A 23,422-nucleotide genomic window follows, 5' to 3' on the forward strand; every position below is an offset into this window, starting at 1 on the left:
CGGACACATCTGTGACCAACACCGAGCTCACCACCGCGACCCCCTCGGCTTTCATCCCCACCCCGGCGACGCCCTACCAAGGTGACATCGCCCGCTACTGGGACCACGAGGCCCGGCCGGTGAATCTGCGTCTCGGCGACGTCGACGGGCTCTACCACCACCACTACGGCATCGGCGACGTCGACCACGCCGCGCTCGGGGACACCGCCGACAGCGAGTACGAGAAGAAGCTGATCGCCGAGCTGCACCGCCTGGAGTCGGCCCAGGCCGACGTCCTGCTCGACTACCTCGGGACGATCGGCCGCGAGGACACCCTCGTGGACGCCGGTTGCGGCCGCGGCGGATCGTCCGTCATGGCCCACCAGCGCTTCGGCTGCACGGTGGAGGGCGTCACCCTGTCGGCCAAGCAGGCCGAGTTCGCGAACCAACGCGCCCACGAACTGGGCATCGCCGACTCCGTCCGCGCCCGCGTCTGCAACATGCTCGACATGCCCTTCGCGACGGGGCAGGCCGCGGGCTCGTGGAACAACGAGTCGAGCATGTACGTCGACCTCCACGACCTGTTCGCCGAGCACTCCCGGGTGCTCGCCGTCGGCGGCCGCTACGTGACCATCACCGGTTGCTGGAACCCCCGTTACGGCCAGCCCTCGAAGTGGGTCTCACAGATCAACGCGCACTTCGAGTGCAACATCCACTCCCGGCGCGAGTACATGAGGGCGCTGGCCGACAACCGCCTCGTACCGCAGGCCGTCATCGACCTGACCCCGGCGACCCTGCCCTACTGGGAACTGCGGGCCACGTCCTCCCTGGTCACCGGCATCGAGGAGGCGTTCATCAACTCGTACAAGGACGGTTCCTTCCAGTACGTGCTGATCGCGGCCGACCGCGTCTGACCCCGGTGGACGCCCGACCGGGCGGGCCGGACCCGTGCCCACGGGTCCGCTCTTCCGTGCGTCGGGGGCGCCGTCGACCGGCGGGCCCGGGGGAGCGGGCGGCAGGTCGGTACCGGGTTCCCATCGCCTCGCGCACCCGGTCCGAGGTGGTTCCGGCCACCGCTTCGGCCCCCTCGTTGCCAGCCCGCCGCACCTCCCGCACATACGCCCGATCCTCTTCGTACGCGGCCCGGCGGGCCCTGAGCGGAGCCAGGTGCGCGTTGAGCGCCTCGGTGACCACCCGCTCCAGGGCCGCTGTCCCGCCGTCGCCGAACTCCTCGGCGACCGCGTACGGGTCCCGACCCCGGTACAGCGCGGCGAGCACCACCAGGGAGGACACCTCGGGCCGGGCGGGCGGATCGGCATCGGCCGGACCGTGGAGGACCGGCGTTTCGGGCCTCATGGGCCCGGGCGCAGTACGCCCTTTCGCATCGTCATGCCGTGATCGTCGCCGAAGCCGGCCCCGCGGACGACCGGGAACAGCGCCAGTGGTCCGCACCGCCGCCCGCAAGCAATGCGAACGCATCGGAACTTGTAGCCTGGCGAGCGGAGCGCGCGCGTCGTGCGGAGCGCGCGGTACGACGGACACCCGGGAACAGGAGGCGGCCGGACATGCCCCGACAGGTGGATCACGCGGGCCGGCGGCGGCTCATCGCCGAGGCCGTCTGCGAGCTCGCCGACGAGCACGGGCTGGAGGGCGTGTCGCTGCGCGACGTCGCCGCCCGCGCGCAGGTGTCGATGGGCGCCGTCCAGCGGTGCTTCCGCACCAAGGAGGAGATGCTCGTGTTCGCGCTCGGGCACATCGGGGAGGTGATCGGCGAACGCGTCCAGGCCCGCCTCGTCAGGAGCCCGGCCCAGTCGGCCCGTACGGCGCTGGGGCACGCGGCCACCGAGGTCGCGCTGCTGCGCGAGGAACACCGGGCCGAAGCCAGGGTCTGGCTCGCGTTCGTCGCGCAGGCCGCCGTGAGCGAGGCGCTCGCCACACCGCTGAGGGCGAACTACGCCGAGCTCCAGGAGGCGTTCGCCCGCCTGATCGCGGAGGCGCACGCGGACGCGGGTCCGGCCACCGGCGCGGCGGTGGAGGGCGGCGCGGGGGGCGGCCGGCCGGTGGAGTTCCTCGACGCGCACCGCGAGGCCCGCACGCTCCTCGCCCTCGCCGACGGGCTCACCACCCACGTCCTCATCGGCCACCTCAGCCGGCAGGCGGCGCAGGACGTCCTCCACGCCCACCTCGGGCGTCTTTGCGAGTAGCCCGCCGGATGCGCTACAGTCGATCTTGAGCTTGCCGCCGTGATCACGGCAGCGGCCCGCGCGTTGGTGGTCCAAGGAAAGACGCCCCACTTCCCGTGGGGAAATGCAAGTGCAAGGCTTGCCCAGCGCTCCGAAACGAAGGTCCCGGCCCCCCGAGGGGGTCGGGACCTTCGCGTTGTGCGGCCCCCGCAGCGGTCTCCGCAGCGACCCTCGCAGCGGTCTCCGCGGCGACCCTCGCAGCGGTCTCCGCGGCGGGCTTCGATCGGCTCCGGTACCCCGCGCCGACCCGCGATCGTAGGACGCGCGTACGAGGCCAGTAGGGTGTGCAGGGTGAACACTTCCGCACTCCCGCGTTCCTTCCGGTTGCTCGTGACGGGCGGAGGGACCGGCGGTCACACGTATCCCGCCCTGACGGCGATCCGGACACTGCAAGGTCGCCTCGCGGCCCAGGGCAGCACGCTCGACGTCCTGTGGATCGGCACCGCCGACGGTCTCGAAGCGCGCGTCGCGCCCGCCGAGGGCATCGCGTTCAAGACGGTGGCCACGGGCAAGATCCGCCGCTCGGCCAACCCCCTCAAGATGCTGTCCGCGGCGAACGTCAAGGACATGGCGCGCGTGCCCCTGGGCGTCGCCCAGGCCCGTTCCATCGTGTCCGAGTTCGAGCCCGACGTCGTCCTGGCCACCGGTGGCTACGTCGCCGTACCGGCCGGCCTCGCCGCGCGCCTGTGCCGCCGCCCGCTCGTCCTCCACGAGCAGACCGTCCGCCTCGGACTGGCCAACCGGAAGCTGGCGAGCTCCGCCACCCGGATCGCCCTGTCCTCCGACTCCTCGCTGGACCTGCTCCCCGCCGAGCTGCGCGGTGCCGCCGTCGTCACCGGCAACCCCGTCCGGCCGGAGGTGCTCACCGGGCACCCCGACAAGGCGGTGCACGCGCTCAACCTCGTCGGCTTCGACCGGCGGCTGCCGACCGTCTACGTCACCGGCGGCGCCCAGGGCGCGCAGCAGATCAACGGGGTCGTCCGGGACGTCCTGCCGTGGCTCCTCGGCCACGCGAACGTGATCCACCAGTGCGGCCCGGCCAACGTGGACGAGCTCCGCGCGGCCGCCGCCGGCCTGGACCCCGTCCTCGCCGGCCGCTACCACCTCACCGGCTTCGTCGGACCGGAACTGCCCGACGTCCTCGCCCTGGCCGACGTCGTCGTGTCCCGCAGTGGCGCCGGCACGCTGGCCGAGCTCACCGCGCTGGGCAAGCCGGCCGTGTTCGTGCCGCTCGCCACCTCCGCCGGCAACGAGCAGGCCCACAACGCGAAGCACCTCGCCGACGCGGGCGCGGCCGTCGCCCTGCTGGGCGACGTCACCCCGGAGACCCTCTGGAACGCCCTCGGTCCGCTCCTCACCGACCCGGCCCTCCGCCACGGCATGGCGGAGCGCGCCCGGGCGCACGGGCGGCCCGACGCCGCCGAGCGGCTCGTCGACGTCCTGCTGGCCGCCGCGGCGGGCTGACCGACCGCACGGTTCGACCCTTCCGGAGCCCACCCCACCGCCCTCGCGGTGGGGTGGGCTCCGGTGTTTCGGTGTTTCGCGGCGCTGCCGGAACTCGTGCGCCGCAGAGCGATGAGTTCCGACGCCGCCGACGGTCAAACCCTTCGGCAGCACTCACCCGCAGGAGGAACCCATGACCTCGACCGTCACCCGCACGCTGGAATCCACGGGCGCCACCGTCACGTACGACGTCCACGGCGCGGACGACCGTACCGGGGGCGGGACCGGACCGGCCCTGTTCCTGATCGGCTCCCCGATGGACGCCGCCGGGTTCGTGAGCCTGGCCGCGCACTTCACCGACCGGACCGTGATCACGTACGACCCTCGGGGCACGGGCCGCAGCACCCGCACGGACGGCGCCGCCGAGACGATGCCCGACGAGCACGCCGAGGACCTGCGACGGGTGATCGAGGCGGCCGGCGTCGGCGCCGTCGACGTGTTCGCCAGCAGCGGCGGCGCCGTCAACGGGCTGGCCCTGGTGGCCCGCCACCCGGACCTGGTCCGCACCCTCGTCGCGCACGAGCCGCCGCTGGCGCAGGTGCTGCCCGACCGGGCGGCGGCCCTGGAGGTGTGCGCCGACATCCATGCGACGTACCTGCGCGAGGGGATGGGCCCTGCCATGGCGAAGTTCCTGGTCATGGCGACCCGGACGGGAGCGATCCCGGCGAACTGGCGGGACGAGCCCGCGCCGGACCCGGCCGCCTTCGGCCTGCCCGCCGAGGACGACGGCACGCGCGGCGACCCCCTGCTGGGGCAGAACATGCGCGGCTGCACCGCCCACCGGCCCGACTTCGCCGCGCTCCGGGCCGCGGGGACGAGGATCGTCATCGGGGAGGGCAAGGAGTCGCAGGGCCAGTTCCCCGCGCGCGCCGCGGCCGGCGCCGCCGAGGCGCTGGGCGGCGGAACGCTCCTCTTCCCCAGCCACCACGGGGGCTTCCTCGGCGGCGAGTACGGTCAGCAGGGTGAGCCGGAGGCCTTCGCGGCGACCCTCCGTGAGGTCCTCGACCAGGGATGACCTGCGGCGGGCCGGCCGGCGGCGGGTCGGGAGCCGGGGTCTGCCAGACTGTGTGCATGACACATGAACACCGTTCCGTGGAAGGGCAGTCGACGACGCAGGGGCCCGGGCATCCGGAGCCTGCCATTCCGGGTTCCGAGGGCCCGGAGTCGGCGCCGGAGTCGACTCCGGCGCCGGCGTCCGCGTCCGCGCCCGTCGTGCCCCAGGACCCGGCCGCCGCCAGGGGACTGGCGGCGGGCGTATCGTTCGGCGTTTCCGTCGGACTGCTCCTGGGACTCTTCGTGTTCGACAACATCGGACTCGGCCTGGCCCTCGGCCTGGCGATCGGCAGCGGGATCGGCGTCGCCTTTCCGGCCCTGTTCCGGGCACGCCGGTCCGCCCCCACGAACGACGCCTGAGCCCGGTCCGCGCCCGACGGAGCGGGGGTCCGCGGCAGGGGGAGAGGCGGAGCCGGCCGGATTCGAACCGGCGTCCTCACGGTTTTGGAGACCGCGCGCGACGACCTCTGCGCTACGCCTCCGCCCCCTGCCCCCATCGTACGCAGCGGATACGGCGCCCCATGCCCGGCCCCTCCCGCCCCTCAGCTTCCGTCCCGACCTCTGAGCGGAGCACCCGGCGGACCGGTCGACTCGGCCTCGACGACGCGAGGAGCGCCCGGAACACGCACAGGCGTCGTACCGCGCCCGCAGTTCCCCGTGTTCACGGCCGGGAACCTGTGCCACCCCATCACGACACGGTGAGCATGAAGAGCCGACGCGCGACGGGCGACTACGTCTCGGGCTGTACCCACCGCTTGATGATGTCCGGCGCGGAGAACGGGGCCGGCCAGGCTTGCAGTCGAAGGTGCTCGGTGGTCTCCGGTGACTCGTACGAGTCGATGTCCGCATGGACGGCGGCAGCGAGGTTCCGCCGAGAAGCTCGTACTCGAACCCAGTCGGCAGGCATGTCGAAGCGTGCCGAGTCGGGGAAGTATTCGCTGCAGCCCATCACGACGAGGCGTCCCGAAGCCAGGTGGAGACCGGCCTCGACGACGTGGTCGAAGTCCTCCCTGTCATCCGCGGGCCGTTCACCGAGGATGTGCACGCTGACCGCCACGGTGACGTTGACGGCGGTACCGACGGCCAAGCCGCCGTCGGTGACACAGAGCCCGTCCTGGACGGCTTGGTCGGTCCACGCATCGCCGAAGTCGCCTTCGCCTTCCTCGTCCATGACGTGAATCTGGTGGTAGTCCGCGAAGAGTTCAAGGTTTGTCGCCACAGGGGCATCCTCGCCGCTGCCCGATGAGGGCAGGGAGGCGGGGTGGGGTCGCCCGTCGGCAGGGCGCGGGGTGCCTGTGCCGGCATGCTAGAAGTCGTTCGATGCCTGGACGTTGAGTGATCGGTACTCGTCCAGTACGGCGTAACCGGTGCTGTCGTACAGGCTCATGGCGACCTCGTTGCCGCCGAATACGTTGAACATCATCGCCTCGTCGCCGCCGTGCCGGGACGCCCATTCGCCGACGGCCATCGCGGCCCTGCCGTAGCCCTTGCCGCGGTGCTCCTCGTACACCTCCAAGGAGAAGCCGAAGGTCACCCCCGGCAGGTATCCGTGCCGCACCCAGCCGGTGCCGACCACCTGTCCCTCGGCCTCCAACGCGTAGAAGGCGTGACCGGGGGTCCGGTACCCCTGCGGGAGGTGGAGGGCGAAGTCGCGGTCGGACTTCTCCTTGGCCTGTTCCGGCGTCAGGACGCCGGCCCGGACGATGTCCGCGATGTACCCGGCCTCCTCGCCGGCGTACCAGGCCGGGTACTCCTCCTCGGAGAGCGGACGCACCGTCAGGCCGGCGGGCAGCTCCGGCCGCTCGGCCGAGGCGCGCATCCGTATCTGCTGGCGTACGGGGTAGTCGGCGAACCCTGCGGCTCCTCCGGTGAGGCGGACCTCCACCCGTTGCGCGCCCTGCTCGGCGCACCACTGCTCGGCCCAGGCGCGTCCCTCGGGAGCCGTCAGGTCGTGGATGCGGCCCACCGTGCTGCCGTTGTCCTGTTTGACTTCGACGGCGATCCACTCGGAGCCGTCCGTGGCCACCGTCCAACGGTCGACGTTCTCCAGGGCTCGTTCCAGCAGGGCCCGCGCGAGCGGCTCCGAGCACCCCGCGGCCCGGTACCCCGCGAGCACCCGCTCATCGAACCCGGCTCGCCATGCGCTCCGGTCGGGCGCGATCTCCATCACGTTCATCCGGCCACCCTAGGCCGAGGGGTGGTCGGAGGGCCCCTCAATTACGGCCGCGCGGACGCCCGGTCCGGTCCGGTCCGGTCCGGTCCGGTCCGGTCCGGTCCGGTGCGGTGCGGTCCGGTGTGGTCCGGTGCGGTCAGGGTTTCGGGCCGATCTCGAACTGCGGCGGCTTGAGGTTCGTGACGCAGCCGGTCTTCGGAGCCGTCGGGGTGTCGAAGAAGGAGAGGGTGATCTCCTGTGCGCACGGCGAGGCGGCGAAGGCCACGTGGGCCACGTACGGGATGGTGACGACGGTGGACCGGCTCAACGTGCGGGCGACCCAGGGGCCGTTGAACGCTCCGGTCTGGGCGTCGAATCCGGCCGACATGACCAGGGTCGGGACGTCGCTCCGGGTGACGTCGCGGATCGAGCGCGGCGCCGGCGGCACCCGCCAGGTCGCGCAGTCCTCGTGCAGGAACGGGAGTTGCGGAGCCTCGGCCAGGACCGAGCGGGGGAACGACGGGAACGCCTTCTGCCCTGCCCGCACCGCGTCGGCCCGGCTCTCGTAGGGCACCCACTCGCGGCAGAAGACGCCGTAGGCGAGGCCGTGGGCAATGCGGCCGATGGCCTGGGGGCTGACCTTGCCGGCCGCCCACTGTTCGGCGATCCGTTGCGGCTTGCCGTGCGCCAGCTCGTCGAGGGAGCGGGGCACACCGGCCGCCACATGGGTTGCCGAGGTGAGCCAGTTGACCAGGGCTCCGCCGTCCAGCACCACCTCGACCGGCTCCATGCGCCCGGGCACCTTCACGGAGGTGGTGACCGGCCGGGCTTCGAGTTCTCCGACGAGGCGGTCGAAGGTCGCCGACAGCTTCGGGTACCGCTCGTCGCAGGCCGGCTGGCGCGCACACGCCTGGAAGAGGCCGTCGAAACCCTGCCGGGCGCTCGCCCACGTCAGGGCCGCCCCGGCCGTCGACGGCGGCAGGACGCCGTCGATGCCGACGGACCGGATGCCCCGGGGGTGGTCGCGCAGGTAGATGAGAGCGAGATCGGTGCCGTAGGAGATGCCGAACACGTTCCACCGGTCGATGCCCAGCGCGAGCCGCAGGTCCGCGTAGTCGGCGGCACTCGCGGCGCTGTCGTAGGCGCTCAGCAGCGCCCCCCGGGTGGCGAGTTGCTCCCGACAGGTCCGGGTGGCGTCGACGTGCAGACGGCCGGTGGACGCCGCGTCGTAGGCGAGGCCGACCGAGCGCGCGGTGAACTCGTCGACGACGGGACAGGTCAGTGCCGGGTCCGCCGAGTACGTACCGCGCTGCGACATGAAGATCACGTCGCGGTCGCGGTTCAGGCCGCCGTCGATCGCCATCTGCGCCTCGCCGACGGCGTCGTCCCCGGGACCTCCCGCGAACCAGACGATCGGGTCGGGCTTCGGCCGTTCCGCCTCCGCCGCAACGATCGCGACACCGAGCTCGATCCTCCGGCCGTCGGGCTCGGCGCGGTCCTCGGGCACGCTGAGCGTGCCGCACCGGGCCCCCTTGAGGGCGGCCACCGGTTCCGGTGTCCTCGGGCAGGCGCCGGGATCGTAGCGGGCGTCGCCGACGGCCCGCGCGACCGTCCCGATCGCCGCGTCGGCGGTCGCCCCCGGGCCGGAGCCGCTGCCGGCCGCCTGGGCGGGCGCCGCCATCAGACCGGCGAGGAGGAGGCCGGCCGCCCATCCGGCGGGCACGGCACGCGGGCGACCTACGGCAGGGCCGGCGCCGGTACGGCGGCGCACGGCCGTGGCACCGGTGGGCCGGCGGCGTACGGTGCGACGGGGCGCGTCGGACGATGACATCGTGCCTCCCGCTCACTTCGGGACGATCGCGAACGGCTTCGGCTCGACACCTTTCACGCAACGGGTGTCGGGCGCCGTGGGACGGGCGAAGAACGAGGCCAGCACCTCCTGCGCGCACGGCGACTGGGGGACGACGAAGTGCCCGATCCCCGGGATCCGCACGATGGTCGAACGGGACAGCGTACGAGCCGTACGGGCGCCCCAACTCGCCCCGGTCTTCATGTCGAACGTCCCCGAGACGACGAGCGTCGGCACGGAACTGACGGTCGGCACCCGCTGGACGGCGGTCCGGTCGGGGACCTTCCAGACGCCGCACGCCTCGTGTTGGAACGGCAATTGCGGCGCCTCGGCCAGGACACTGTCCGGCCACCCGGGGAAGGCCTCGCGCCCCGCCGCCAACACGGCGGAGCGGGTGTGCCCGGGCACCCACTCGGCACAGGCCACCGACTGTGTCAGCCCGTGCGCGACCGCACCGACATCGGGCTGCGCGCCGGCCGCCCGCGCCCGCGCGAACCGTTGCGGATTCCCGCGCGCCAACTCGTCGAGGGCGGCCGGGACCTCGGCCGCCGGTACGGCGTTGCCGACCAACAGGTTCACCAGCGCGCCGCCGTCGAGGACGACCTTGACGGGCTTCCCGCCGCCCGGGGGAGCGGCGTAGACCGTCAGCGGCTGCGCCTCCAGCTCGCGCACCTGCTCCGTGAGCGTGCCGTACGGGTCCGGGTGACGCTCCTTGCAGCGGGGCTGCGCCGCGCACGCCCGCACGACGGCGTCGAAGCCTTCCCGGGCGCTGCTCCACGTCCACGGAAGGCTGACGGTCTGCGGCGGCGTCACCGAGTCCAGCGCCACCGCGCGGACGCCCCCGGGGTGCTCCCGCAGGTAGGTGAGGGCCAGGTCGGTGCCGTACGAGTACGCGTACACGTTCCACCGGGGGATGCCCAGCGCCGTCCGGAGGTCGGCGAAGTCGGCCGCGTTCGCGGTGGTGTTGTAGGCGCTCAGGTCGGTGCCGTCGGCGGTGAGGCGGTCCCGGCACTCCCGCGTGGCGGCCAGTTGGAGCCGCTCCGTGGCGGGGTCGTCGTAGCGCAGGCCCACCGCCCGCGCGGCGAACCGGTCGATCTCGGGGCAGGCGAGGTTCGGCTGCGAGTGGAGGTTCCCGCGCTGGGCCATGACGATCAGCGGCCGGTCACGGTTCAGACCGGCGTCGACCAGGAAGGGGATGTCGTCGAACGCGTCGCCGCCGGGGCCGCCCGCCATGAACACCACCGGGTCCCGCGCCGGTGTGGCGGAGGTGGCCGGTACGACCGCGACGGCCAACCGGATGGTCCGGCCGTCGGGACGCGCACGGTTCTCGGGGACCTCCAGGAACCCGCAGCGCGCCTTCTCCAGCGCCGCGACCGGCTCGCTCGTCCCGGGGCAGGCCCCGGGCACGAACCGCGAGCCGGCGGCGGCCGCGCGGCTCCCGGCCGGATGCTGCTGCCCGTCCCCGCCGGGCACCGTCGCACCCCCGCCGAGCGCCGGGCCGAGCCCGGTCATCAGCGCCAGGAGCGTGGCCGCGCCGGTCGCACCGACGCGGACGCCGGCACGATTCGGGGGGATGTGGTGATGTGCCATGTGATCGTGTTCCTCTGCCGTCATTCACGGCTGCCCGGCGAGCGGACTCCCCGCGAAGACGCGGGCGGATCGCACACAACCGACGATGCGGATCGCACACAATCGACGATATCGACATCCCCGCCGACCCGCACACGCGCACACCTCGGCGTCCTCGCCGCTCCCGCCCGGTGCGGGCGGGTACTCAAGTGGATCTGAGTACGCCCGCTCTGCCGTGGACGGACGGGGGAGCCGAGACTGGGGCCATGAGCAACGGCATGCGGAAGCCCGCACACGAACTGTTGGTGACCCTGCTGCTCGTCGTGGTGGCGGTGGCCGCGTGGGCGGGGTGGCTGGGGTGGGACCAGGAACGTGACGTGCAGGCGGACGGCTCCACGACCGGCCCGTACGAGGCCTGGCAGGTGATCGGGCTCGTGCTGACCCTGCTGGTGGCTGTGTACGGGGCGGCTTCCCGTCAGTACATCGCGGCCGCCGTGCTCGGCACGAGCCTGGGGTTGGCCGGCGCCGCCTTCTACGACTGGTCGGACGACGGGAGCGGGCTCTTCGTGATCGGCGTCGGCATGATCCTCATCGGCAGCCTGGCCGTGACCACCGTGGTCGCCCTACTGATCGCCTCGTGGAAGAAGAGGGCCGGCTCCCGCCGCCCCTCCTGAACGGACCAGGTACGTCAGCGCCTCGGCTCGCGGTGGACGTCGACCGGGACGGCCTCCAGTCGGGTGTCCGCGCGCACCCTGCCGATCACGCTCGGCAGAGTACCGCCCACCCGACTCATCCGTTCGATCAAATGTTCGAGTTCAGGCGCTCCCGCGAGCCCTGCCCGTGCCGCGGGTCCGGCACCTCCCCGGCGGCGTCGCCGCCGTCGAGGAGTTCCCGTACGAGCGCCGCGACCTGCTCCGTCTCTATGAGGAACCCGTCGTGGCCGAACGGGGAGGCGATCACCCGGGCCCGGTCCGCCGAGGGGATTCCCGCCGCCAGCTCCTCCTGTTGCGACAGCGGGTACAGGCGGTCGGAGTCCACCCCCGCCACCAGGGTCCGCGCCGCGACCCGGCCCAGGGCGGCCCGCGTACCGCCCCGGCCGCGGCCCACGTCATGGGCGTTCATCGCCTCGCACAGGACGACGTAACTGGCCGCGTCGAAGCGCCCGACCAGCTTCGCCGCCTGGTGGTCGAGGTACGACTCCACCTGGTAACGGCCGCCGAGCCACGGGTCCTCCCCGTCCTGCGGGCGCCGGCCGAAACGGGCTTCGAGTTCCCCGGCGGCCCGGTAGGTGGTGTGGGCGATGCGGCGGGCGACGCCGAGACCGGTGTGCGGTCCGCGCCCCGGTCCGGCGTCGTGGTAGTCGCCGCCCCGCCAATGGGGGTCGGCGCGGATCGCGTGGAGTTGCGCCGAGGCCCAGGAGATCTGGTCGGCGCTCGCCGCCGCGGGGCAGGCGAGCAGCAGCAACGCCGCCACCCGCCGAGGGAACGACACGGCCCACTCCAGGGCGCGCATCCCGCCCATGGACCCGCCGACCACCAGTGCCCACCGGTCGATCCCCAACGCCTCGGCGAGCCCCGCTTCGGCGCGCACCTGGTCGCGCTGCGTCAGCCGGGGGAACGCACCCGCCCAGCGGCGCCCGTCGGGGCGCGGCGAGGCGGGCCCGGTGCTGCCCTGGCAGCCCCCGAGGACGTTCGGCGCCACGACGAACCAGCGGTCAGTGTCCAGCGCCAGGCCCGGACCGACCAGCCCGTCCCACCACCCGGGCGTGGCGTGCCCGGGCCCGGCCGGACCGGCGACGTGACTGTCGCCGGTGAGCGCGTGCAGTACGAGGACCGCGTTCGAGGCGTCTGCCGCGAGCCGGCCCCACGTCTCGAACGCCAGGGTCACGCCCGGCAGCCGACCGCCCGCCTCCAACGGCAGGTCACGTACCGGGCGGTGCCACTGCCGGCGTCCCGGCGGGTCCCCCTCCCGCCACGCGCCGCTCGCCGGAGGGGGACCCGCCGGGACGCCCGCCCTCGACGGGATCGGCCCCCCGGGGTTCAGGACGCCTCCTTCGCCGCCCGGAAGCCGGCCTCCAGGTCCGCCTTGAGGTCGGCGAGGTTCTCGATGCCGACGGAGAGGCGCACCAACCCCGGCGAGGTTCCGGTGGCGGCGAGCTGCGCCTCGTCGAGCTGACTGTGGGTGGTGGAGGCGGGATGGATGATGAGGCTGCGCACGTCACCGATGTTGGCGAGGTGGCTGAAGAGCTCGACCGCGTCCACGAAGCGCTTGCCCGCCTCGGCGCCACCCGCCAACTCGAAGGAGAGCACGGCGCCGGCGCCGCGCGGCAGGTAGCGGCGCCCGGCCCCGTACCAGCGGCTGGAGGTCAGGCCGGGGTAGTGCACGACCGCGACCTCGTCGCGCGCCTCCAACCACTCGGCCAAGGCTTGGGCGTTGGAGGTGTGGCGCTCCAGGCGCAGGCTCAGCGTCTCCACCCCTTGGAGGAGGAGGAAGGCGGAGTGCGGCGCGATGGCCGGGCCGAGGTCGCGCAGCAACTGCACGCGCAGCTTGACCGCGTAGGCGCCCGGCCCCAGCGCGGGCCAGTAGCGCAGGCCGTGGTAGCTGGGGTCCGGCTCGCTGAAGTCGGGGAAACGCTCGGCGTGCGCGCCGAAGTCGAAGGTTCCGGCGTCGACGACTACACCGCCGAGGGTCGTGCCGTGACCGCCGAGGAACTTCGTCGCCGAGTGGACGACGACGTCGGCCCCGTGCTCGATGGGGCGCAGCAGGAACGGCGTGGGCACGGTGTTGTCGACGATCAGTGGCAGCCCGGCCCCGTGCGCCACATCGGCGACGGCGCGGACGTCGAGCACGTTGCCGCGCGGGTTGCCGAGGGTTTCCGCGAACAGGGCCTTCGTGGTGGGCCGGATGGCGGCCCGCCAGGCATCGAGGTCGTCCGGGTCGTCGACGAAGGACACCTCGATGCCGAACTTCGGCAGCGTGTGCCGGAAGAGGTTGTAGGTGCCTCCGTAGAGGGAGGCGCTGGAGACGATGTGGTCGCCCGCACCGGCCACGTTCAGCAGGGCCAGCGCCTCGGCGGCCTGGCCCGACGCGACGGCGACGGCGGCGACACCGCCTTCGAGTGCGGCGATCCGCTGCTCGAAGACGTCCTGGGTGGGGTTGTGGATGCGGGTGTAGATGTTCCCCGGCTCGGCGAGGGAGAAGAGGTCGGAGGCGTGCTGGGTGTCGCGGAAGACGAACGAGGTGGTCTGGTAGATCGGCACCGCCCGGGCGCCCGTGGTCGGGTCGGGGGCGGCCCCCGCGTGCAGCTGCTTCGTCTCGAACGACCAGGCGGAGGTGTCGGGTCCGCCCGCCTCGTCCTGGGGGGTGTGGCCTGCGGTGACGGCGTCGATCGGCTGGCTCATGCTTCTCCTCGGTACGCGTACGGAGCCCGCCGGACGGGGCGGGGTGGGGCGGGGCAATGGGGTGCCGGATGAGTGGCGGGGCATGACGGGGGAGCCCGACGTACGGAGCGGCCGGTACGCACGGGTGACCACGGCGCGGGAGGGGTCACCGCCGGGCAGCACGGCGGGAGCCGGTGCCGTGACGGGACGGCATCAGCGCACGGTGCGCACGGTGCGGGGAGAGGGGCGACCGGGGTCGCGGCGCCGCGTCAGAGGGCGGCGGTACAGGCCGTCGTCGTGACACGCACGTAGTCCACGTGGCGGCGGGTCACAAGTACGGTCATGGCCTCAGAGAACCACAGTGGAAGGGCCCGCACCAGCGGCTTCGGCAACCCGGTTCGTGAACATCCTGCTACGTACGACGGGCCACCGGTGACGATCAGCACGATCTGCGACAGCGGGGTCGTCATCACGAGGGCCGGTACCAGTACGTCCTGGGCGGTGGCGCGGCCGAGGAAGCGCGGCATGTCCTTGTCCTTGGCGGCCACGAACAGGACCTCGGCGGCCATCAACGTCCAGGCGGGGTAGACCCCCGGGACGGAGACGAAGAGTCCGATGCTGATCAGCACCTTGCCCCAGGTACCGACGGCGGCTTCAAGAAGGCCCACAAACCGAGGGACGACAGGACGGCGGCCAGGGTCGTGTCGCCTTCCCCGAGCGCCGGAACACCGCTCCGACCGTGGACATGGGCAGGACCCAGTACGTCACGTTGCCGTACAGCTCGAAGTGGACGAGCGGATGGGCGGCCCGGCGCGGGCGGGCTCGTCGTCCGTTCGGAGCAAGGTGAGAGGTGGGCGGGCCCGGGCGGGGCTACGTTCCGTTGGTATGACGTCCATATCAGGCGACCGGGAATCCGGTCCCACCCGCCGCGCCCTCCTCCTCGCCGGCGCGGGCACCGCCCTCGCCGCGGGGTGCGCCCCCGGCGGTACGTCCGGCGCCGCCGCACCCGTGCTGCGCGCCACCCCCACACCGAGCGCGTCCGCCTCCGCCGCCGGCGCCGACCTGACCCCCGGCGCGATGACGCTGTTCAAGGACCCGGGCTACAACTTCAACGGACTCCTCGCGCTCGGCGGCTCCGGCGCCGGCTCCGCCGAGGTCGGCGAGGTCCTCACCGCGGTGAACACGATCAACCGGGCGGGCCTCTCCGCGCAGACGTACGTGGAGACCTTCCGCACACTCGGCGATCAACTCCTGCAGGCACCACCGGGCGCGCCGGCCGACGACCGGACCAAACGGTTCCGGGCGCTGCGCGCCGCCCAGTACTACGGCCAGGCACTGTTCTTCGTCCTCGGATCCGACGATCCGAGCAGCGAGGAGCAGCTGTACCGATCGGGCCGCAGGGCCTGGGACACCTTCTGCGACCTGTGCGAACCCGCCCCGGTCAAGGCCAACGTCCCGTACGGCTCGACGCCGCTGCCGGTGTGGTTCTTCCGGCCCGACACGTCGAACACCCCGCGCCCCACCGTGATCCTGACCAACGGCAGCGACGGCCAGAACGTCGACATGTGGACCTACGGCGTCCCCGCCGCACTCGAACGCGGCTGGAACGCGCTCGTCTACGACGGTCCGGGGCAGGGACAGCTCCTCTTCGTCGACCAAGTGGTGTTCACCCCCACCTGGGAGAAGGTCGTCAGCCCGCTCATCGACTGGCTGTCCGCCCGACCCGACGTGGACAGCGACAGGATCGCCCTGACGGGCCTCAGCATGGCCGGGGACCTCGCCCCGCGGGCCGCGGCCTTCGAGAACCGGCTCGCCGCGCTGGTGGCGATGCCCGGCTGCGTCGAGCCCTGGCTGGGCTTCCCGCCCGAGATCCGGCAGATCCTCACACCGAACAAGGAGGAGACGAACAACATCTGGAACAAGGAGGTCGTCCCCGAACTCCCGCCGGACGCCGCCGCCGTCATGAAGAAGCGCTTCGAGCCCTTCTCGATCCCGGCGATGCTCGACGCCCGCCGGGGCAAACTGTTCACCGACTTCTACACGCCCGCCACCCGCATCCGGGCACTGGCCATCACCTCCGTCGTCAGCCGGATCAAGACACCCACCCTGGTCCTGGACTACGAGGGCGAGCAGTTCTACCCCGGCCAGCCACGACAGCTGTACGACAAGCTCACCTCGCCCAAGGACTACGTGAAGCTCACCGCGGCCCAGGGCGCGCAGCTCCACTGTTCGCCGATGGCGCCCCAACTCCACTGCGAGGTCGTCTTCGACTGGCTCCAGGAGACGATGTCCGGCGGCTGAACCGTCGGCGGACGGACCCCGCGCCCGCGCGCGCGGGCCGGGCCGGGCCGTTCGCCGGCCCGGTCACGGCGGTGTGGGCGAGTCGCGCCGCATCCGGTCCAGGCGGCGGATGACGGGTGTGGCGGCGGCGCCGTGCAGGAAGACGGACAGCAGCACGGTGAACGCGACGACGGACCACAGCTGCTCCGCGTAGCCGGCGAAGCGGTCGCTGTGGCCGAGCGCGTAGGCCAGGTAGAACAGCGAGCCGATGCCGCGGATGCCGAACAGGGCCGTGACCACGCGCTCGCGCGGCCCGGTGGCGGCCCCGAGCAGGCCCACCCAGCCGGCGAGCGGCCGGACGACCAGCACCAGCAGGACACCGACCAGGGCGCCCTGCCAGGTCAGTGCGGCCAGACCGTGTTCGACGAGGTAGGCGCCGAGGAGGAACAGCAGGAAGACGGTGAGCAACCGTTCGATCTGCTCGGTGAACTCGTGCAGCACCTTGTGGTAGCCGTGGTTGCGTTCGGCGGCCCGGATCGTGCAGGCGGTGACGAAGACGGCGAGGAACCCGTAGCCCAGGAGCAGCTCTGTGGCGCCGTACGCCACGAACGTGGCGCCGAGGGCGACGAACCCCTCCATGTGCTCGGACAGGCGCAGTGCGTCAGGCCGCGCCCGGAAGAACATCCTGCCCAGCAGCTGGCCCGTGACGATGCCGACGGCGACGCCGATGCCGATGCGGGCGAGTACGTCGACCAGGAACCAGTGCCCGATCCAACCGGCCCCCGAGGCGCCGCCGGCCGCGGCCATGGCGAGGGCGGCGAGTACGAAGGGGAAGGCGAGCCCGTCGTTGAGACCCGCCTCGGCGGTCAACGAGAAGCGGACCTCGTCCTCGTCGTCCTCCACGTCGGTGGGCTCGCCCACCCGCACCTCCGCCGCCAGCACCGGGTCCGTCGGCGACAGGATCGCCGCGAGGAGCAGCGCCGGGGCGAGCGGCCAGTCGAGCAGCAGTGCGGCGGCGGCGGTCATCGCGGCGATCGTCAGCGGCAGACTGATACCGAGGAGCCGCCACGGGCCCTGCCAGCGGCGCAGTCCCACCGGCCGGTTCAGGGCGAGTCCGGCTCCCATCAGGGACACGATGACGCACAGTTCGGTGGCGTGCTCGATCCAGAGCCGATCGCGCCCCGGTTCCACGATCGGCACCGGCAGGAGGGCCGCCAGGGCGCCCGCGGCGAGGAAGACCATGGGCATGGACAGCGGTTGCCGGAAGACGAGCCGGGGGATGACGGCCGCGCCGAGCGCGCCGATTCCCACGGCCAGGTACACAGCGTCGGAGAGTGTCATTGCGCCCATCCTCGCCGATGGGCCCCTCAGCCGCAGTCGACGGCGTGCCGCCCGTCCCACGTCGGCGTAGCGCGGTGACGCCGTGGACGAGCGCGACCGCGGCGCCGTACGCGATGTTGCTCACCGTCGCCCGGTAGCCGAACTCCGGCGCGAGGACGTGGACGGCGGCGCCCGGCCCGCGATGCCCGGCCGCTCCCCTCCGCGCGATCACCGGCCAGGGCCGTCGCCGGACTCGGCCTTGCGGGCGAGCAGGTGGACCTCCCGGAACGGTCGCCGGTCGGTGGGGCGGGGCTCGCGGATCATCCGGGCCACCTCGGCCAAACCGCATTCCCGCAGGAGCGCGGCGAGGTGATCGGGGGACCAGCGGTGGGCCGGGGCCACCGCGTGATCGAAGACCTGCGTCGGGCGCGACGGGCCGTCCGTTGCCGAGAAGGCGATCAGGAGATGGCCGCCGGGTGCCAGCACGCGGTGGAACTCCGCGAGGACTGCGGGCAGTTCCGGCGGGGGAGTGTGGATGACGGACCAGCGGGAGAGCACGCCGCCCAGTACCCCGTCCGCGATGTCCAACGCGGCCATCGTGCCCACCTCGAACCGCAGGCCCGGATGGGCCCGTCGAGCCAACGCGACCATCGCGGGCGAGGCGTCGACGCCGAACGTCGTCGGCCCCAGCCCGTTCAGGTGGGCGGTGACGTGGCCGGGACCGCACCCCACGTCCGCGACCCGACCGTCCCCGCACCCACCGACGACCTCGGCGAAGGCGCCGAGCATCGCCCGGTCCAGGGGACTGTCGCGCAACGAGTCGCTGAACAACCGCGCGTAGGCGGGGGCGGCGTCGTCGTACGCATCGCGGACGGCACGGAGGGCTTCGTGTTCGACCATGCCCGCGATCTTAGTTCCCGGCCCGGAGGGGGACAGCAGGAGCCACCGCGGCGTCCAGGCGAGCGACACCGCGCGGCCCGCGGTCCGCACCACCGTCACCCCGTCGTCGCCGGGGAAGGTACGGCCGTCCGGACGGCCGCCTCGGGCAGCCGCTCGTCGCGGGAGAGGTCGAGCCGGGCCTCCCCCCGGGCCCCGGACTCCGCCCGCCGCGGGATGACGATCCTGTGTGTCAGGAGGTGAAGGCCTCGACGAGGGTCCAGACGGCGAGGGCGCCCATGCACACGGCGCCGAAGCGCTGGACCCTCTTCAGCGGGACGCGCTGGGCGATGAACCGGCCGACCAGCAGGGCGAGGGCCGAGACCGACATGAGGGCGAGGGCCGAGCCGATGGCGGTGGGCAGCCAGCCGTTGGTGGCGGCGAGGTTGGCCGTGGTGATCTGGGTGAGGTCGCCCCACTCGCTGATGAACACGGCCATGAACGCCGTCGTGTACACGGGCCAGAAGCCGGTGACGGTCTTCGCGGCGCCGTTCTCGTCCTCGTCGTCCCCACTGCGCAGCAGCACGACCGCGCCGAACGCGAAGAGGGCGGCGGAGACGAGCTTGACCAGCATGTCCGGCAGCATCCCGAGGAGGCTGCCGGCGCCGACGGCGATGGCCACGTGCACGACGAACGCCGTGGAGGTGCCGAACCAGACGTACAACGGGCGCATGCGGGTGCCCATGGCCAGCGAGGCGAACATGGTCTTGTCGGGGAGCTCCGCGAGGAAGATCAGCCCGAAGGCGGTGACGATCGCCAGGGGGTCGAGAGTCATCCTGGTGCTTTCTGCTGGGGCCGGGCCGTCAGCTCGTACGACACCCAGGAGGCGACGGGAGAACCACTCGGCCCGGCACGACGGATCAGCCCGCACGCGTGTGCGGACCGGGTCATGCTTGGCCGAAGGTCTCGTCCACCACGGCACCGAGTGCCGGGGCCCGATGGCCGGGACGGGTTGCCCTGTCCAGTATGTCGACCAGCGGTATTTCGGGACTACTCCCCTTCGCTCCTCCCAGCATAAACGGATGGCAGGGGGTGCGGGGACCGGGGCCGGGTGGCGCACGTCACGCGGGGCTCCCGCACCGCTGGGGCGTCCCGGCCGCGCGCCCGGTGGCCGGGACCCGGCCCGGCCGATCAGCGCAGGACCGGGATCACGTCCTGCGTCTCGTCCACCTCCAGGCCCGTCGCACGGAGGCCGAGCGCGGTCGGCGGCGCCTCGTCGGCGCAGACGGTGCCCCGCGCCGGGAGGGTCAACGTGGCGAGGTAGTCGTTCGCCAAGGCGCTGACGCACGCGCTCCGGTTGTAGGCGGTGTGCCCTTCGGCTGCGAAGGTCAGCAGCCGCCCGTTGTCCAGCGTCCGGGAGAGGGCCACGGAGTCCTGGTACGGGGTGTCCGGGTCCCCGGTCGTGCCGAGGACCAGGATCGGGGCCGAACCGGCCGCCCGGTAGGAGCCCGCGTACCGGCTCGGGCGCTCCGCCCGCCACTGGGCGCAGGTGGGCGCGTGATTGTGGTCGTACGTGGGCGGCCCCAGGCCGACGGGCGGTCCCAGCAGGGGAGCTGAGGCGGCCTCGGCGCTCACCAGCGTGCCGAGCAGCAGCCGGCTGGTCGGGTAGACGCGGTCGGCGCACTCGACGGCCAGGTTGACGTTGAGGAAGTCGAAGGAGCCCGGCGAGGGCGGCGACAACAGGAACGAGCTCCGGCGGTCCTGGGCCGCGCGCAGGGCCTGCCCCAGGTGGGGCCAGATGACCTTGCCGGAGTTGATGTTGAACATCAGGCGGTAGGCCAGGGTGTAACCCGTGGCCGGGCGTCCGCTCGCGGTGACGACCGGGTCGGCGTCCAGCGCCCGCTTCAGCCGCTCGAAGGCCTGCCGGGGCTCGCCGTCACCGAATCCGCAGGTCGCGGCGGACTGCGCGCACCAGTCCAGGAACCGGCCGACCGCGGAGTCCAGGGCGGCGAACTGCGCGGCGTCGTAGGCGTACGGCACGTCGGCGTAGGTGCGCGGATCGTAGCCGCCGTCCAGGACCATGGCCCGCACGCGCCGGGGGAACTGGGCGGCGTAGACGGTGCCGACGTAGCTGCCGAAGGAACGGCCGTAGAAGGAGAGGGTCTCCTCGCCGAGGGCCCGACGCAGCAGGTCGATGTCCTTGGCGTTCGACCCGGTGCCGAGGAACGGCACGAGGTTCCCGGCGCGCTCCTCGCAGGCGGTCGCGAAGTCGAGGCCCTGCCGGACCGCTTCCCGCAGGGATCCCGGGGCCGGTACGCCCCGTGCGGCGTCGACGGCGGCGGAGTACTCCTCGTCGTTCCAGCACTCCACCTGTCCACTGCGCGCCACGCCCCGCATGTCGTACCCGACGACGTCGAAGCGGTCGCGCAGGGAGGCCGGCAGGGCGTCGTAGCTGTTGCGGGCGAAGTCGACGCCGGAGTTGCCCGGTCCGCCCGGATGCAGCAGCAGGACACCGGTGCGCTGGGTCCGGTCGCTCGCGAGCCGCCGGGTGACGGCCAGCGGGATCGTGTCCCCCGTGGGGCGGCGGTGGTCCAGCGGCACCAGGGCGGTCGCGCACTGGAAGCCGTCGCCCGGATCCTCGGCGGCCGCCCCGTCGCAGGGGCCCCAGGCCAGGACGGGAACGGGCGGAACGGGCGGGGGCGCGAGCGGCGTCGCCGTCGCGGCGTCCGGCGCGCTCCCGAGGAGCGCGGTGACCGCGATCAGGACGAGGGATATCCCCCACGCCACTCGCCTGCGCGGGTCATCGGCCATACGGGTCTGCATGCGGCGAACCTCCGTCTTGGGTCCTGCGGAACGAGCGACAACGTAGCCGCCGGTCACGGCTCCTGTCGGCCCACCAGGAGTGCACTCCCGCCTACCACCAGGGGCGGCGCCCGCCTACCACCACGGTTGTACGCTCCCCGAAAACGGCGGGGCCGACATCCTGGCCGGAACCGGACGGAGGGCCCCGGACCGGACGACCGCCCCCGCCGCCCCCGCACCCCACCTCGGGCCCTGTCGGTGCCGCTTGCTACAACTGGCAGCGCATCTGACGCGACGGGCGAGGAACGGTGGGCACCCCATGAGCTACCCGAGGCATTTGACGGGATTCGGCGGGCTGCCCGTCATCGACTTCCCGGGCCCGAAGGACGCGGACACGCGGTTGCCCGAGGCCGACGAGGTCGCGTGGCGGATCGGCTGTGACAGTTACGACAGCGAGGAGAGCTGGACCGAGGCCTTCGCCCGGTTCCGCGCGGCGGTCGACACCACCGCGGTCCGCGCGATCGTCGTCGGCTCCTGGGCGGAGGCCTACGACACCGGTCCGGAGGAGATCTTCGCGGCGCTCCTCGACGCACGCCCCCAACTGCCCGCCCTGCGGGCCCTGTTCCTCGGGGACATGGAGTCGGAGCAGTGCGAGATCTCCTGGATCAACCAGGGGGACGTCGCCCCGCTCCTCGACGGCTTCCCGGAGCTGGAGGAGTTCGGCGTACGGGGCGGCTCCGGGCTGGTCCTGCCCGCCGTCACGCACCGGACGCTGCGCTCCCTGACCGTCGAGACCGGCGGAATGCCCGCCGCGGCCGTCCGCGGCGTCGCCACGAGCGAGCTGCCCGCCCTGGAGCGCCTCGACCTGTGGCTCGGCACGTCCGAGTACGGCGGGGACGCGAGCATCACCGACGTGGCCCCGATCCTCGACGGGGGACGCCTCCCGCGCCTGCGCCACCTGGGCCTGCGCAACAGCGACATCCAGGACGCGATCGCGTCCGCCGTCGCCTCCGCGCCGGTGGTCGCCCGCCTGGAGACCCTCGAACTGTCCATGGGCGTCCTCACCGACGAGGGCGGCGCCGCGCTGCTCGCCGGGCAGCCCCTGACGCACCTGAAGAAGCTGGACCTGCACCACAACTACCTCACCGAGCCGCTGCGCGAGCGCTTCCAGGAGGTCCTCGGCGGCGCCGGCGTCCTGCTCGACCTGGAACGGGGCAACGCCGAGGACGACGAGTACGACGGCCGCACCTGGCGCTACGTCGCCGTCGGCGAGTAGCACGCGGCCCATGACGGACCATGCGAGCCCGCCCCGCTGGGCGGTCGTCGGCAACCCGGAGAACCGGCGCGTCACCCTGTTCTCCGGGGCCGTGCGCGCCGCCGGGCTGCCCGCGCCGCGCATCGTGCCCTGGACGGACGTCCTGCGCGCGGGCGGCGCGGCCTTCGCCGCCGACGAGATCGTCCGGGTCGAGTCGCCGGGCGAGAACCCGGAGGTCGACCGCCTGCTGCGCGGCACGGACGACCCGACCCGGGTGGAGGGCGGAGCCCGCTGGTACGCCGCCTTCACGGCCGCCGTACGGACGCTGAGCGGCGGCCGCCGCCTCGACGGCCCCGACGAGCTGGCCGTCCTCTTCGACAAGCGCGGCTGCCACCGCACGCTCGCCCGCGCCGGCGTCCCCGTACCGGACGCGCCGACCTCCGGCGGCGCGACACCGGTGCGCGGCTGGGACGACGTACGGGCCCTCATGGACGCCCACCGCATGCCGCGGATGTTCCTGAAGCCCGCCCACGGCTCCTCCGCCTCCGGCGTCGTCGCCGTCGAGACGGCCGGCGGGGGCCGGATCAGGGCGACCACGTCCGTGGAGCGGGCGGTCGACGGCCGGCTGTTCAACTCCCTGCGGGTACGGCGCCTCACGCGCGAGCCGGAGGTGGCCGCCCTGGTCGACGCCCTCGCCCCCGACGGCCTCCACCTCGAACGCTGGTGGCCCAAGGCCTCCCTCGGGGACGGCGCGGCCGACCTGCGGGTGGTCGTCGTGGCCGGACGGGCCACCCACGCCGTGGTGCGCGTCAGCCGGGCCCCGATGACCAACCTCCACCTCGGCGGCCGGCGCGGCGACCTGTCCGCCGTGATCCGGGCCGCGGGACCGGCGGCCTGGGCCGAGGCCCTGCGCATCTGCGAGCGGGCCGCGGCCTGCTTCCCCGGCACCCTGTGCGTCGGCGTCGACCTGCTGCCCGCCATCGGCTGGCGCCGGTTCGCGGTGGCCGAGGTCAACGCCTTCGGAGACCTGCTGCCGGGCCTGACCGGACTGCCGGGCAGCGGCGCCGAGGGCCAGGACACCTACGCCGCGCAGGTCGCCGCCGCGACCCGCGCACCCGTGCCGCACCACCCGATGAGGAACCACCGTGCACTCGCCTGAAC

Annotated in this window: 19 protein-coding genes, 1 tRNA gene and 2 pseudogenes; 9 read left to right on the top strand and 13 right to left on the bottom strand. The window is 73.2% G+C overall.

The genetic code is table 11. The annotated features are described in order from the left end of the window. The first annotated feature begins 11 nt into the window (after positions 1–11). Positions 12–893, top strand: a complete 882-nt coding sequence (locus AB0D46_RS27145) for a geranyl diphosphate 2-C-methyltransferase (protein ID WP_362881180.1) — start codon at positions 12–14, stop codon at positions 891–893. Between the two features lie 106 nt (positions 894–999). Here AB0D46_RS27145 and AB0D46_RS27150 read toward each other — a convergent pair. Continuing rightward, positions 1,000–1,293: pseudogene (locus tag AB0D46_RS27150) on the bottom strand (tryptophan--tRNA ligase); the annotation flags it as partial. A 251-nt stretch (positions 1,294–1,544) separates the two neighbouring features. Here AB0D46_RS27150 and AB0D46_RS27155 point away from each other — a divergent pair. The 4 genes from AB0D46_RS27155 to AB0D46_RS27170 all read left to right on the top strand — a co-directional run bounded on the left by AB0D46_RS27155 (position 1,545) and on the right by AB0D46_RS27170 (position 5,138). Beyond that, complete coding sequence (locus AB0D46_RS27155) at positions 1,545–2,183, top strand: TetR/AcrR family transcriptional regulator (protein WP_362881181.1); 639 nt, start codon at positions 1,545–1,547, stop codon at positions 2,181–2,183. Between the two features lie 330 nt (positions 2,184–2,513). After that, entirely contained in the window at positions 2,514–3,686 is a 1,173-nt protein-coding gene (locus AB0D46_RS27160; protein ID WP_362881183.1) for a UDP-N-acetylglucosamine--N-acetylmuramyl-(pentapeptide) pyrophosphoryl-undecaprenol N-acetylglucosamine transferase, read from the top strand. Between the two features lie 172 nt (positions 3,687–3,858). Continuing rightward, on the top strand, positions 3,859–4,740 hold the full coding sequence (locus tag AB0D46_RS27165) for an alpha/beta hydrolase (RefSeq protein ID WP_362881184.1): 882 nt from the start codon (positions 3,859–3,861) through the stop codon (positions 4,738–4,740). 56 nt (positions 4,741–4,796) lie between these two features. Continuing rightward, positions 4,797–5,138 carry a hypothetical protein gene (locus AB0D46_RS27170; protein WP_362881186.1) on the top strand — a complete coding sequence of 114 codons (342 nt, stop codon included), beginning with the start codon at positions 4,797–4,799 and terminating at the stop codon, positions 5,136–5,138. 47 nt (positions 5,139–5,185) lie between these two features. Here the strand turns inward: AB0D46_RS27170 and AB0D46_RS27175 are convergent. From AB0D46_RS27175 to AB0D46_RS27195, 5 genes are all read right to left on the bottom strand, one after another. Then, positions 5,186–5,260 (bottom strand) — tRNA-Trp (locus AB0D46_RS27175). 248 nt (positions 5,261–5,508) lie between these two features. Further along, positions 5,509–5,997, bottom strand: a complete 489-nt coding sequence (locus AB0D46_RS27180) for a hypothetical protein (protein ID WP_362881188.1) — start codon at positions 5,995–5,997, stop codon at positions 5,509–5,511. Between the two features lie 87 nt (positions 5,998–6,084). Then, positions 6,085–6,954 (bottom strand): GNAT family N-acetyltransferase, encoded by an 870-nt coding sequence (locus tag AB0D46_RS27185; protein WP_362881189.1) that lies wholly within the window; start codon positions 6,952–6,954, stop codon positions 6,085–6,087. A gap of 133 nt (positions 6,955–7,087) precedes the next feature. Continuing rightward, positions 7,088–8,611: an alpha/beta hydrolase gene (locus tag AB0D46_RS27190; protein ID WP_362881231.1), complete on the bottom strand. Its 1,524-nt coding sequence runs from the start codon at positions 8,609–8,611 to the stop codon at positions 7,088–7,090. A gap of 162 nt (positions 8,612–8,773) precedes the next feature. Then, on the bottom strand, positions 8,774–10,369 hold the full coding sequence (locus AB0D46_RS27195; protein WP_362881191.1) for an alpha/beta fold hydrolase: 1,596 nt from the start codon (positions 10,367–10,369) through the stop codon (positions 8,774–8,776). Positions 10,370–10,614: 245 nt separating this feature from the next. Between AB0D46_RS27195 and AB0D46_RS27200 the strand changes: the two genes are divergently transcribed. Next, on the top strand, positions 10,615–11,022 hold the full coding sequence (locus tag AB0D46_RS27200) for a hypothetical protein (protein ID WP_362881192.1): 408 nt from the start codon (positions 10,615–10,617) through the stop codon (positions 11,020–11,022). Between the two features lie 127 nt (positions 11,023–11,149). On the opposite strand, the gene AB0D46_RS27205 is transcribed toward AB0D46_RS27200, so the two are convergent. The 3 genes and pseudogenes from AB0D46_RS27205 to AB0D46_RS27215 form a co-directional block, all read right to left on the bottom strand. After that, positions 11,150–12,373, bottom strand: a complete 1,224-nt coding sequence (locus tag AB0D46_RS27205) for a homoserine O-acetyltransferase (protein ID WP_362881233.1) — start codon at positions 12,371–12,373, stop codon at positions 11,150–11,152. Between the two features lie 14 nt (positions 12,374–12,387). After that, entirely contained in the window at positions 12,388–13,749 is a 1,362-nt protein-coding gene (locus AB0D46_RS27210) for a bifunctional o-acetylhomoserine/o-acetylserine sulfhydrylase (RefSeq protein WP_362881194.1), read from the bottom strand. Positions 13,750–14,159: 410 nt separating this feature from the next. Beyond that, positions 14,160–14,514, bottom strand: a pseudogene (locus AB0D46_RS27215) (amino acid permease); the annotation flags it as partial. A 99-nt stretch (positions 14,515–14,613) separates the two neighbouring features. Between AB0D46_RS27215 and AB0D46_RS27220 the strand changes: the two are divergent. After that, a complete protein-coding gene (locus AB0D46_RS27220) occupies positions 14,614–16,029 on the top strand; it encodes an alpha/beta hydrolase (RefSeq protein ID WP_362881196.1) in 1,416 nt (471 codons plus the stop codon). A 63-nt stretch (positions 16,030–16,092) separates the two neighbouring features. Here the strand turns inward: AB0D46_RS27220 and AB0D46_RS27225 are convergent, their stop codons facing one another. The 4 genes from AB0D46_RS27225 to AB0D46_RS27240 all read right to left on the bottom strand — a co-directional run bounded on the left by AB0D46_RS27225 (position 16,093) and on the right by AB0D46_RS27240 (position 21,027). Beyond that, positions 16,093–17,349, bottom strand: a complete 1,257-nt coding sequence (locus AB0D46_RS27225; protein WP_362881197.1) for a cation:proton antiporter — start codon at positions 17,347–17,349, stop codon at positions 16,093–16,095. Positions 17,350–17,556: 207 nt separating this feature from the next. Further along, positions 17,557–18,228: a class I SAM-dependent methyltransferase gene (locus tag AB0D46_RS27230; RefSeq protein ID WP_362881199.1), complete on the bottom strand. Its 672-nt coding sequence runs from the start codon at positions 18,226–18,228 to the stop codon at positions 17,557–17,559. Between the two features lie 229 nt (positions 18,229–18,457). After that, positions 18,458–19,039: a TMEM165/GDT1 family protein gene (locus AB0D46_RS27235; protein WP_362881201.1), complete on the bottom strand. Its 582-nt coding sequence runs from the start codon at positions 19,037–19,039 to the stop codon at positions 18,458–18,460. A 356-nt stretch (positions 19,040–19,395) separates the two neighbouring features. After that, the gene (locus AB0D46_RS27240) at positions 19,396–21,027 is read right to left on the bottom strand and encodes an alpha/beta fold hydrolase (protein ID WP_362881203.1); all 1,632 of its coding nucleotides are present in this window, start codon (positions 21,025–21,027) and stop codon (positions 19,396–19,398) included. A gap of 298 nt (positions 21,028–21,325) precedes the next feature. On the opposite strand from AB0D46_RS27240, the gene AB0D46_RS27245 reads away from it, so the two are divergent. Both AB0D46_RS27245 and AB0D46_RS27250 read left to right on the top strand, forming a co-directional pair. Further along, positions 21,326–22,282 (top strand): STM4015 family protein, encoded by a 957-nt coding sequence (locus AB0D46_RS27245; protein WP_362881205.1) that lies wholly within the window; start codon positions 21,326–21,328, stop codon positions 22,280–22,282. Positions 22,283–22,292: 10 nt separating this feature from the next. Continuing rightward, entirely contained in the window at positions 22,293–23,420 is a 1,128-nt protein-coding gene (locus tag AB0D46_RS27250) for an STM4014 family protein (RefSeq protein WP_362881207.1), read from the top strand. Positions 23,421–23,422: the final 2 nt, after the last annotated feature.

Origin of the sequence: Streptomyces sp. NPDC048383, from assembly GCF_040651775.1 — a bacterium.
Taxonomy (GTDB): Bacteria; Actinomycetota; Actinomycetes; order Streptomycetales; family Streptomycetaceae; genus Streptomyces.